8 protein-coding genes are annotated in these 12,027 nt (G+C 32.4%); 4 read left to right on the top strand and 4 right to left on the bottom strand.

All coding sequences use genetic code 11. The features are described from left to right. Positions 1-155 precede the first annotated feature (155 nt). Genes B4L98_RS09880 through B4L98_RS09865 form a run of 4 tightly spaced genes read right to left on the bottom strand, consistent with a single transcriptional unit; the run spans position 156 to position 6,368 of the window. Positions 156-3,332: an efflux RND transporter permease subunit gene (locus tag B4L98_RS09880; RefSeq protein ID WP_291078154.1), complete on the bottom strand. Its 3,177-nt coding sequence runs from the start codon at positions 3,330-3,332 to the stop codon at positions 156-158. Between the two features lie 13 nt (positions 3,333-3,345). Then, positions 3,346-4,416, bottom strand: a complete 1,071-nt coding sequence (locus B4L98_RS09875) for an efflux RND transporter periplasmic adaptor subunit (RefSeq protein WP_038336583.1) — start codon at positions 4,414-4,416, stop codon at positions 3,346-3,348. A gap of 13 nt (positions 4,417-4,429) precedes the next feature. Then, a complete protein-coding gene (locus B4L98_RS09870; RefSeq protein WP_291078152.1) occupies positions 4,430-5,770 on the bottom strand; it encodes a TolC family protein in 1,341 nt (446 codons plus the stop codon). Between the two features lie 7 nt (positions 5,771-5,777). Next, complete coding sequence (locus B4L98_RS09865) at positions 5,778-6,368, bottom strand: TetR/AcrR family transcriptional regulator (RefSeq protein WP_286501861.1); 591 nt, start codon at positions 6,366-6,368, stop codon at positions 5,778-5,780. A gap of 143 nt (positions 6,369-6,511) precedes the next feature. Here B4L98_RS09865 and B4L98_RS09860 point away from each other — a divergent pair, with 143 nt between their 5' ends. The 4 genes from B4L98_RS09860 (at position 6,512) to dinB (ending at position 11,761) form a co-directional block, all read left to right on the top strand. Next, positions 6,512-7,489, top strand: a complete 978-nt coding sequence (locus tag B4L98_RS09860; RefSeq protein ID WP_291078149.1) for a YpdA family putative bacillithiol disulfide reductase — start codon at positions 6,512-6,514, stop codon at positions 7,487-7,489. Positions 7,490-7,528: 39 nt separating this feature from the next. Continuing rightward, a complete protein-coding gene (locus B4L98_RS09855; RefSeq protein ID WP_114999779.1) occupies positions 7,529-8,233 on the top strand; it encodes a class I SAM-dependent methyltransferase in 705 nt (234 codons plus the stop codon). A gap of 162 nt (positions 8,234-8,395) precedes the next feature. Then, positions 8,396-10,663, top strand: a complete 2,268-nt coding sequence (locus tag B4L98_RS09850; protein WP_291047071.1) for a cation:proton antiporter — start codon at positions 8,396-8,398, stop codon at positions 10,661-10,663. Positions 10,664-10,681: 18 nt separating this feature from the next. Beyond that, positions 10,682-11,761 (top strand): DNA polymerase IV, encoded by a 1,080-nt coding sequence (gene dinB / locus B4L98_RS09845; protein ID WP_286496366.1) that lies wholly within the window; start codon positions 10,682-10,684, stop codon positions 11,759-11,761. The last annotated feature ends 266 nt before the right edge of the window (positions 11,762-12,027 follow it).

The raw sequence follows: 12,027 nt of genomic DNA, 5'->3' as shown, positions 1-12,027 counted from the left end.
GTGTTGTGCAACAAGCACATCGCATTAACAAAATAACGAGTTTCAACTAAATAAAAATCCTTGTCAAGGTTTAGAACTTTGACAAGGATTTTTTTATGTATCAATTAAAATAATAAAAACTGAACGGGTTTGATTAAATATCTAAAAACGAAAGATTACTCTTCCCATTCTTCTTTTATTTGTCGCGCTTCATAATCTGCAACCATTTCTGCTTCATAATCTACTTTTTCTCCTTTTGAGAATCGACGAATTGCACTATCGAATAATGAATAAACCACAGGAACAATAATTAAGGTTAGGAATAATGAGGAAACTAATCCACCGATAATAACCCATGCCAAACCGTTGTTCATCTCTGCTCCTGCTCCTTCTGCCAAAGCAATCGGAATCATACCAAAAACCATGGCGATAGTTGTCATCAAAATTGGACGAAGACGTGCATGATTGGCTTGTACCAAAGCATTGTGTGTTGTTTCTCCTGCTTCTTTTCTATGGTTTGTAAAATCGACTAATAAAATGGCATTTTTGCACACCAAACCAATCAACATAATCATTCCGAGAATCGTGAAGATATTCAATGAATTATTTGTTAATGCTAAAACTACGAAAACTCCGATTAAAGATAATGGAATCGAAAACAAAACCACGAAAGGATAAATAAACGAGTCGTACAAAGCAACCATTACCAAATAAACCAAGATAATAGCAGCTAATAATGCATAACCTAATGTACCAAAACCTTCGGATTGATTTTCTTCATCTCCACCCCAAACATAAGAAACACCAGTTGGTTTCTTATTGTCAATTTTCTTCAAACTTTCCTTGAAGTCAGTTACAATATCACCTGTTGTACGACCAACCGATTGTGCTTGAACCGTTACAGAAGGCGTTTTATCACGACGCTCTAAGAAACTTGGACCTGAACTTTGCATAACCGTTGCAAATTGATCTAATCGAATTTGTTGTCCTTTATCATTTACAAAAATTAAGCTACGAACATCATCAATATTAGAACGATTGAAATCATTGTATTGAATATTAATATCATATTCGTATTCACCAGCACGGAATTTACCATCTGTATTTCCAGAGAAAGCCGTTTGCATGGTTAAACCAACCGTTTGAAGATTCAATCCTAAAGAAGACATTTTATCACGATCAACTTGCACATTAATTTCAGGATTACCTGCTTCTGTTGTTAATTTCACTTCCGAAGAACCTTTGATTTGTTCTAATTCGTGCTTCGCTAACTCAGCAAATTTCATCGCGCTTTCTAAATTTGGACCAGTCACAACCAACGCAATTGGCGCTTGCTCTGCTCCGATCAAACCAACTGGAACAGTTTTCACTTTTACTCCAACCAATTCTTTTTCTAATTCGCGTTTTACTTTCGCTGCATAAATAAACGAATTGTCTTCACGCTCTGATTTATCATTTAGAATAACATCAATCTCCGACTTATAAGCTGTTGCTTGCGCCGCTCCAAAACCTTCGGAACTTTGACCAACCGTCGTAATCATATCAACAACTTCTTTTTTACCACGTAAAAATTTCTCTGCTTTTTGTGTTACAAAGTTTGACTCTTCTATTGTTGCGTCTTTTGGTAATTCCATCTGAACCAAGAATTCTCCTTTATCTGTTTTTGGGAAAAATTCTCCACCAATGTATTTTCCTCCCATTAAGATGGCAATTGTTCCAAATAAAAGAATGAAAACGCCAATAAAAACACCAATTCTTCGAACAGTTGATTTTAAACACCATTCTAACATATCAGAAATGAAATGCGTGAATTTTGTTAATTGTTTTTCGAACCAAAGAATAAATTTTTCGAAAATATTTTTCCCTGTGATATGCTCTAATTTCCCAAAACGAGATGATAACCAAGGTACAATTGTAAACGATGACAATAAGGATAATAAAGTTGCAATAACTACGGTAACACAGAATTGAGAAATAACGTTAGAAACCAAACCTGTACTCATTGCAATTGGTAAGAAAACCACTACAATTACCAATGTAATCGCAGTTACAGTAAATCCAATTTCTTTTGCTCCGTCATACGATGCTCTAATTTTCGATTTTCCCATCTCCATATGACGGTAAATATTCTCCAAAACTACAATCGCATCATCCACCAAAATTCCCACAACAAGTGATAAACCAAGTAACGACATCAAGTTTAAAGTATAACCCATCAAATACATTCCGATAAACGTTGCGATTAACGAAGCTGGAATAGAAACCATTACAATAAAGGCATTACGAATACTATGTAAAAACAAAAGCATCACAATTGCAACCAACACAACGGCTAAAACTAAATCGAAAATAACGTGATCTGCAGCTGCTAAAGTAAAATCAGACGTATCATTTACAATCTGAATTTTAAGTCCTTCTTTGCTATAATCAGCTTCAACTTTTTTGATGGTTTCTTTCATCAATTCAGAAACAGCCACCGCATTTGCATCAGATTGTTTTACAACCTGAACAATAATCGCTGAACTCTGATTAACACGTGCTATTTTTTCTACTTCTTTTTGAGAATCTTGCACAAAAGCAACTTCTGACAAACGAACTTGAATGCCATTATTCGAAGAAATCACTAAATTATTTAATTCATCAACCGATTTATATTTTCCCGAAAGACGAATAATTGTCGAATTTTCACGCGTTTTTACACTTCCTGTTGGGAAATCTAAATTCGATGTCAAAATTGCTTGTTGAACTTGAGGCACAGATAATCCGTAACCTTTCAATTTCAAAGGATCTAAACTTACCTGAATTTCACGTTCTTGTCCTCCAATCAAATTTACTTGCGCAACACCTGTTACACGTGATAAAACTGGTTCTACTTTTTTATCCAATAAATCATACAAATCTTTTTCTGTCAACTTATCAGACGTTACACCAGCTGTAATAATCGGTAAATCACTCAACGAGAATTTCGTCAACGAAGGCGGGTCGACATCATCTGGTAAATCTTTTTCGATTGCGTTAATCTTACGTTGCGCATCATTCAGCGCTAAATCTGCATTTGCATCAGAATTTAACGTCACCATCACAACCGATAAACTTTCGTATGATTTCGATTCTACTTTCTTTACATTTTCTAAGGCTGCAACCGCATCCTCTATCTTTTTGGTTACAGAATTTTCAACTTCGTTTGGAGAAGCTCCAGGATAAACTGTTGAAATCGTAACGACATTCGTTTCAAATTTTGGGATTAATTCGTATCCCATTTGCGTATAACTAAACAATCCTCCCAAAATCAAAATCGTGAATAACACGATAATCATTGTAGGTCGTTTAATTGATATTTCTGCTATTTTCATGGAAAAACTACTCTTATTTTACAACTTTCACTTTCGTTCCATCTTTCAGATTAATCTGACCACTTGTTACGATTTCAGCTCCATCTTTTAATCCGCTGATAATTTCAACTTCAGTTCCAACCGTTTTCCCAATCACAACTTTCGTTAATTTTGCTGTATTATTTTCAACCACGAAAACTTGTCCAGAACTAATTCCGTTCACAAACGCATTCGCAGGAACAACTAATACATTTTTCCCTGCATTAACATCATCTTTTGTAGAGAAAACTGCCGTTCCATACATACCAGCTTTTAAACCAGAATTATTTGAAACTTGAATTTCCACAGGAAAATTTAATGAAGCATCTGCTTTAGGTGCGATAAAAGAAATTTTTCCTGCAAATTCTTGATCTGGAAAAACACTCGCCAACACTTTGATGGTTTGACCAACTTTAAGATTGACAACCTCAGCTTCTGTTACTGTAACTTGTAATTTTAATTTTGATACATTTACAATATCAAACATTTGAGAACCTGGTGCTACTACAGATCCTGGCTCGATATAACGTTTGTTGATTACACCAGAAATCGTTGCTTTTACATTCGTATCACGCACACGCAAATTTTGCGCAGAAACCGCTGCTCTTGCATTTTTTAATTGCAAACGCGAATTATCTAATTGTTGCTTTGTTACACCTCCCGTTTTATAAGCATTTTCGTAACGTTGATTGTCAATAATTGCATTTTGAAGATTATTTTGCGCTTGCGTAACATCAACTTCAATTGCATCTTTTTTGATTGTTGCCAATGTTTGACCAACAGAAACATAACTCCCTTCATCAACCAAAACACGGACAATTCGACCAGAAATTTCCGAAGGAAAACTCATTTCCTGAAATGGCGCAAATGTACCATTTGACGTATAATCTGTATTTAAACTTTGAAAATTAGCTTTAATCGTTTTTACCACAACATCGTCATTAGCCGCATTTACGATTGCTACCTCTTCTTCTTGTTTCGCTTTATTATTTTTGATAATGTAAATTGCACCACCAATCAAACCGGCTGCAATTAATATATAAAGTAAAGTTTTTACTGATTTCATAAAATCGGTTCTATTATTGAATTAATGTTTTTAAATCTCCTTTTGCTTTGATTAATGCGATTTCGGCAATTTTATATTCTAACAAAGCATTTGAGTAATTATTTCGAGCATCTGTCAACGCATTTTCAGCATCTAAAATCTCTGTCAAATTTGCCAAACCTTGTTGGTAATTATTTTGAGTATTTGATAAAACTTTCTCCGCCAAACTCACGTTTTCTTCTTGAATATCGACACTTTTCAATGCATTTTCAATTTGCGCTTTTGCATTTTGATATTCTAAACTCAAACCAAGTTTTGTGTCATTCATTTGTTCTTCGATATCCAACAAATCAATTTCTGCTTGATTAATTTTTGCTTTTGTAGCTCCACCAGAAAAAATCGGAACTTTAACACTCAAACCAATCGAAGCCAAATCTGACCAGATGTAACTTTTCGAAGTAATAAATTTTTCACCAAAACCTTGCAATCCATAATTTCCAGCTAAACCAACAGTTGGATATAAATTTGCTCGCTCCGCTTCTTTCGCAAAACCTAACAATTCTTTTTGTTTCGATAAAACTTTAAATTCGGTTCTATTTTCAACATCTATTTGATCTTCCAACAAAACTAAATTTGGCGTAATTGTTTCTTCTGTTAAGCTAATTGGTTGCTCAATTGGATAACCCATATAGAATTTCAACGCATTTTTGTTGATTTCAACTGCATTTACCAACTGTTGACGCGAAGAAGAAATATTATTTAATTGCACAACAATTCGGTCTAAATCAATTGGTTTTGCCAAACCATTATCCACTAAACTTTTGATTACATTTCGAACTTTATTTGTGTTTTCGTAACTTTTTTCAATCGTTTTTAATTTTTCTTCTTGAATAAAAACTTGATAATACGCATTTGCAACACGCTCAATAATTTGTTCGTCTGTTAAATCTGCATTCACCTGATAAAATTCGCGTGTTGTTTTCGCGGCTTTCAAACCTGTAAAAACACGTTGATCGAACAATGTTTGATTTACCGTAACACCTAAACTCGAATTCCATGGTTGTCCCATTTTAATAATCGTTGTTTGCTTTTCCATTACGCCTTTATCATTTTTAACATCCATTGTCAACGCCATTTCTTGTACAATTGGATTATATTGCAAACCTGCATTGGCATTTACTTGAGGCAAAGCTCCTGCTCTGGCTTCATCAATTTTGTATTCGGCTTTTTTGATTGCCAAATCTGCGCGTTTTGCATCTGCTTTGTTTTCTAACGCAAAATTTACCGCATCTTTAAGTGCTATAATTTCTTGCGCATTTGCAGAACTCATCAACGCTACAATCGCTATAGAAAGTAATTGTTTTAACCTTTTCATTGATATATTAATTATTAAAAAGTGTATTGAGAATAATTTCTTTTCGATCAGAAAGAATACGTTTGAAATCTTCGTCGCTCAATTTCAAATCCAATTGAAGAAGTGGACGAATTGTAAACGGATAATTGACCAACGAAATCATGTTTAACAAAAACTGAAGTGGCTCCATCTTTTTTATCGTTCCTTTTTCCATTTCCTCCTCTAATCTTTCATAAAAAACATTTACAACGACATCTAAATCATCTTTCATTAATTTAGAACACATTGTATTATTTTTATTCATTTCGGTAACGATGTAAGTTTCCAAATATGGATATTTGATTGATGTTGCAATAGAATCCTCTATAAATTCGCCAATCATTTCTTTGATATCACGATTTCTATCAAAAATAGCGCGCGATTTTTCATTACTTACACGCGTAGCTTCTTCGTAAATAATACTAATTAAATTGTTTCGCGATCTGAAATAATAATTAATCAATGTTCTATTCACTTTCGCTTCATCAGCTATTTCTTGAGTAGTTGCATGAAATCTACCTTCTGCAAAAAACATTCTTTTCGCTGTTTCTTTGATTAATTCTTCTATATCATCTTTCATATCTGTGCGACTTTTTTATTTTGACAAAATTGTCAAACAAAATTATTAATATATTTCGTTAATCCAAATAGTTAAACATTATTTTTATAAAAATTGGTGAAAATCATAAAGATTACCGAACTGATTATCCGTAAATTTGCTTAATGAAAGAACAATATGATCTGATAATTGTAGGTGCTGGACCAATTGGTTTAGCTTGTGCAATAAAAGCGAAAAGAAACAATCTTTCTTACTTAATTATTGAAAAAGGTGCTTTGACAAATAGTTTGTACAACTATCCTTTGTATATGACATTTTTTTCGACTGCCGAACGATTAGAAATTGGAGAAATTCCATTTAACTGTATTGCGCCAAAACCTGGTCGACAAGAGGCTTTAGAATATTATCGAAACATTCATAAATATTTTAAATTTAATCTTAATCTTTACGAAGAAGTTGAAGCTATTAATAAAGTTAAAACAAATCATTTTGAAATTAAAACGTCAAAAAATAATTATTCAGCTAAAAATGTAGTCCTTGCAACTGGTTTTTATGATATTCCAAATTTGATGAATATCGAAGGAGAAGATTTAGAAAAAGTTCATCATTATTACAAAGAAGCACATCCCTACTCTTTTCAGAATGTGGTAGTTGTCGGAGCTAATAATTCTTCTGTTGATGCGGCTTTAGAATGTTATCGAAAAGGTGCAAATGTAACAATGGTGATTCGCGGAGAAAGTTTTACGCATCGACTAAAATATTGGGTTCGTCCTGATATCGAAAATAGAATTAGTGAAGGAAGTATCAAGGCTTATTTCAACTCAAATATCAAATCGATTGACGAAAATCAAGTTCATATCCAAACGCCAGAAGGTCATATCTCAATTGAAAATGATACTGTTTTAGCCTTGACTGGTTATCATCCAAATTTCAAATTTTTGGAGAATTGTGGAATAACCTTCAGTGATGATGAATTGAAAACGCCAACTTACAATCCCGAAACAATGGAAACAAATGTAGATGGATTATATTTGGCAGGCGTTGTTTGTGGAGGAATGTTGACGAATATTTGGTTTATTGAAAATTCGCGCGTACATGCAGAGCAAATTGTTGAGGCTATTTTAGCAAAAAATAATAAATAAAAGTTTCTGTATCAATCAGAACATAAAAATAAAAATAACATGAAAGACCTTTTCGGACAGGCAATTTTAGATTATCAAACCAATCATTCGCCCGAAGATCTCTATACCGAAACATCAATTTCAGAATTAGATGTGATGCCAATTGATTATCTTTTTCGAGAATATGATGATATGCCAATTTTAGAGCAAAAAGCATTGGATTTATCAAAAGGAAAAATCTTGGATGTTGGTTGTGGAGCGGGTTCTCATTCACTTTATTTACAAGAAAAAGGGTTGGATGCTTTAGCAATTGATATTTCTCCGAAAGCGATTGAAGCTTGTTTATTGAGAGGAATCAACAATGCAAAAGTTCAGAATTTCCTTGAAATCAATGATGCTGAGAAATATGACACGATTCTATTTTTGATGAACGGAACTGGAATTTTTCAGAATTTAGTTTTAATCAATGTTTTCTTGGATAAAATCAAAAATTTATTAGCCGAGAATGGTCAAGTTTTGATTGATGGAACCGACATTATTTATATGTTTGATGAAGACGAAGATGGTGGAAAATGGATTCCAAGTAATGGAAATTATTATGGTGAATTAGATTTTACGGTTCATTATAAAGGCGAGCAAGAAGAACCTATTCAATGGTTGTATTTGGATTTTGATACATTAAAAAATGCGTGCGAATATCATCAACTAAAATGTACAAAAATAAAAACCGAAGGAGATTCTTATTTAGCAAAAATCACTTTGTAAAAAATCTTTTCGATAAGAAAATACAAACTCATTAATTCATCAGAATTAGTGAGTTTTTTTTTATTCTCAAACAAAATTGATAATGATATAAAGTTAATCAATAGTTGAACAATTAATTATCTTTTAAAAAATTCTTAAATTAGTGGAGATTAAACGCAATTTATGGAAGAACACTTGCCAAAACTCATTACCGATCTTGGATTAATTCTATGTGTAGGCGCTGTGACGACGCTTATTTTCAAACGCATCAACCAACCTCTTGTTTTAGGTTATATTATTGCTGGTTTTTTGGTTGGACCGCATTTCGAATATATTCCGTCCGTTGCAGAAGAACATAATGTGGAGATTTGGGCGAAGATTGGTGTTATATTTTTGCTTTTTAGTCTTGGTCTCGAATTTAGTTTCAAAAAATTACTCAATGTTGGTGGTTCTGCCTCCATCACTGCGATTGTCGAAATCATTTGTATTGTAACCGTTGGTTATTTTGTTGGTCGATTTATGAATTGGTCGACAATGGATAGTATTTTCCTCGGCGGTTTATTAGCAAGTTCCTCTACAACCATTATTATTAGAGCATTTGATGAATTAGGATTGAAACGAAAGAAATTCGCGAATGTCGTTTTCGGAATTTTAATTGTAGAAGATATTGTGGTCATTTTATTAATGGTTATGCTTTCTACTATGGCGGTTAGCCAGCATTTTAACGGAGCAGAAATGATTAATTCTTTCGTTAAATTAGGTTTCTTTTTAGCGGTTTGGTTTATTGGAGGAATTTTTATTATTCCAACTTTTTTACGTTCAATTAAGAACTATTTAGATGATGAAACTTTACTAATTATCTCAATTGGGTTATGTCTTGGAATGGTTTATATCGCGGATAGTGCTGGGTTTTCTATAGAATTAGGTGCATTTGTAATGGGGTCTATTCTAGCTGAAACTGTTTATGCAGAAAAAATCGAACATAATTTTCAATCTGTAAAAAATTTATTTGCTACAATCTTCTTTATTTCTATTGGAATGATGATTGATCCTGTTTCAATGTACGAACACAAATGGGCAATTTTAATTGTAACATTGCTGACGATTTTTGGAAAGTTAATTTTTACCACTTTAGGTGCTATAATTTCAGGACAACCGCTAAAACAGTCCGTACAAGTAGGAATGAGTATGGCACAAATTGGTGAATTTGCTTTCATCGTTGCTGGTTTGGGACTTTCTCTTGGCGTAACAAGCGACTTCTTATTTCCTGTTGCAGTCGGTGTTTCGGCAATTACAACATTTACTACACCTTATTTAATAAAATCATCTGACAAAGTTTATACTTTATTGGAAAAAGTTCTTCCACAAAAATTTATTCAAGGTGTTGAAAATTATTCATCTGATACACAACACATTCAAAACGAAAATAAATGGAATAAAATCATCAAACAAACAGTTTCTACAATTTTTATCAATGGAATAATCATTATCGCAATCACATTGATTATCAAAAGCTACGTTTTATTCTTATTAACCGATTGGTTTACCTATTTTGGCGCAAGTTTGGTTAGCCTTACATTGACATTTGTATTGTGTATTCCATTTATTTGGGCAATTATTGGAAATCGACCAAAAAGAGAAATTATTGGAGAGTTTTGGGATGAATCTAATTATAATCGTGCACCAATTATCGCGATTATTTCTATCCGTTTAACTTTAGTTGTAGTTGCTGTAATTTTTATTTATAATCAATTTTTTTCAAGCACAATTGCCTCAATTGTATTAGTTATTGGATTATTGATTACAATGTATTTTCTTTCAAAATATTTCAATCAATTTTACAATTATATTCAAACAAAATTCATTTATAACTTAAATGAACGTGAAATTTTGACTAAAAAAATTGAAGAGAAAAAGAAACAAGATAAATTTCAATATACTTGGGATAATACGCATATTTCGGATATGATTGTTCCGCAAAATGCCAATTTTATTGGTGTTTTTTTGGGTGAATTGGATTGGCGAACAAAATTTCAGATCAATATTGCCTATATCAAACGTGGCGATCGAATTATTCAGACTCCAAATTCTGAATCAGTTTTATATCCTTTCGATAAAATTGGAATTATTGGAACGGATGAACATATTCAACGATTTGAGAAGTATTTGCAAATTATTGGTGAAACTCCTCCAGAAAATAATGATCTTAAAAATACAGATAATTTTACGTTGGATAAAGTAGTTATTCCGAATGATTTTTGTGTTTTGGAGCATAAATCGATTGGCTGGGTAAAAGATACGGCAAAAGGAATTGTGGTTTCGATAGAGCGCGATGGAAAAATGATTCACAATCCTGATCGAAATGTACCAATTGAATTGGGCGATTATTTGACAATTGTTGCCGATAAGAAAAACTTAAAAAACTTTATTCAAGAGTATCATTTAAAATAAAGCGAGTAATTTTGCAAGATGCAGCGTAAGATTATTCACATCGATATGGACGCTTTTTATGCTTCTGTTGAACAACGAGATTTCCCCGAATTAAGAGGGAAATGCATTGCTGTTGGCGGAAATGAAGAACGTGGTGTGATTGCTACCGCTAGTTACGAAGCTAGAAAATATGGCGTCGGCTCTGCAATGTCTTCTGTTGTTGCAAAACGCAAATGTCCACATTTGATATTTGTAAAACCTCGATTTCAAGTTTATAAAGAAGTTTCGAATCAAATTCGTGAAATATTTCTTGAATATACTGATTTGGTTGAACCTTTATCTTTGGATGAAGCTTTTTTGGATGTAACAATTAACCATAAAGACATCGAAATCGCCACAGATATTGCAAACGAAATCAAACAAAAAATAAAGGAACGAACAGATTTGACTGCTTCTGCAGGTGTTTCTTTCAATAAATTTTTAGCTAAAATTGCTTCGGATTATAACAAACCTGATGGACTTTATGTGATTACGCCTAAAATGTCTGAAAATTTTATTGATCAATTACCAATCAAAAAATTTCATGGAATTGGAAAAGTAACTGCCGAACGTATGCAAATGATGGGCATTCATACAGGTTTGGACTTGAAAAACCTAGAATTAGAAAAACTGTTACGGGAATTCGGGAAATCAGGTAAATACTATTACAATATTGTTAGAGGATTAGATTTTAGAGAGGTCAACCCTACTCGATTGCGAAAATCATCTGGTTCAGAAACAACTTTTAGCAAAGATTTAGAAACATTAGAAGAAATGCAAATTGCTTTATTTCCACTAATAGAAGATGTTTGGAACTTTTCTTTAAAAACATCAATTTATGGAAGAACAATTACTGTAAAAATAAAACACAATGATTTTTCGGTTACTACAAAAAGTAAATCAGCATCATTTCCAGTTAAAAATAGAGAACTTTTTGATCTTATTTGTTATGATTTATTAAGTGAAGGTTACTCCTTAGAAAAACCAGTTCGACTATTAGGTGTTGCTATCTCTAATTTATCCAATAATCAAAAAAAATTCGGAACTCAACTAGAAATTCCATTTAGAGAAACTATATAAAATCTTCAATATAATTTATCTTTAATAAGATATGACAAAATCAACTTTTACCATTGTTTATCAAACAAAAGTATGTTCTAATAAATTAATAAAATATGGTAAAACGAGGAACGGCAAACAACGTTATAAACGAGCTAATTATAAATTGTAATATTTTTTAAGTAAAAAAAACTAATATTTTAGATTTTTAAAAACATTATTATAACTTAAATCATATCCTAATTTTTGTATATTAGCATTAGAGTTGTAATCTTCCCCTTGTTAAG

The sequence above is a fragment of the Empedobacter sp. UBA5528 genome (genome assembly GCF_002426075.1).
In the GTDB taxonomy this organism is placed as follows: domain Bacteria; phylum Bacteroidota; class Bacteroidia; order Flavobacteriales; family Weeksellaceae; genus Empedobacter; species Empedobacter falsenii_B.
This window is presented reverse-complemented; position numbering and strand designations above follow the sequence as displayed.

Coding starts and splice junctions, on each gene's coding strand:
- B4L98_RS09880 (WP_291078154.1), bottom strand. CDS start 3,332: ATGAAAATAGCAGAAATATCAATTAAACGACCTACAATGATTATCGTG.
- B4L98_RS09855 (WP_114999779.1), top strand. CDS start 7,529: ATGAAAGACCTTTTCGGACAGGCAATTTTAGATTATCAAACCAATCAT.
- B4L98_RS09870 (WP_291078152.1), bottom strand. CDS start 5,770: ATGAAAAGGTTAAAACAATTACTTTCTATAGCGATTGTAGCGTTGATG.
- B4L98_RS09860 (WP_291078149.1), top strand. CDS start 6,512: ATGAAAGAACAATATGATCTGATAATTGTAGGTGCTGGACCAATTGGT.
- B4L98_RS09865 (WP_286501861.1), bottom strand. CDS start 6,368: ATGAAAGATGATATAGAAGAATTAATCAAAGAAACAGCGAAAAGAATG.
- B4L98_RS09850 (WP_291047071.1), top strand. CDS start 8,396: ATGGAAGAACACTTGCCAAAACTCATTACCGATCTTGGATTAATTCTA.
- B4L98_RS09875 (WP_038336583.1), bottom strand. CDS start 4,416: ATGAAATCAGTAAAAACTTTACTTTATATATTAATTGCAGCCGGTTTG.
- dinB (WP_286496366.1), top strand. CDS start 10,682: ATGCAGCGTAAGATTATTCACATCGATATGGACGCTTTTTATGCTTCT.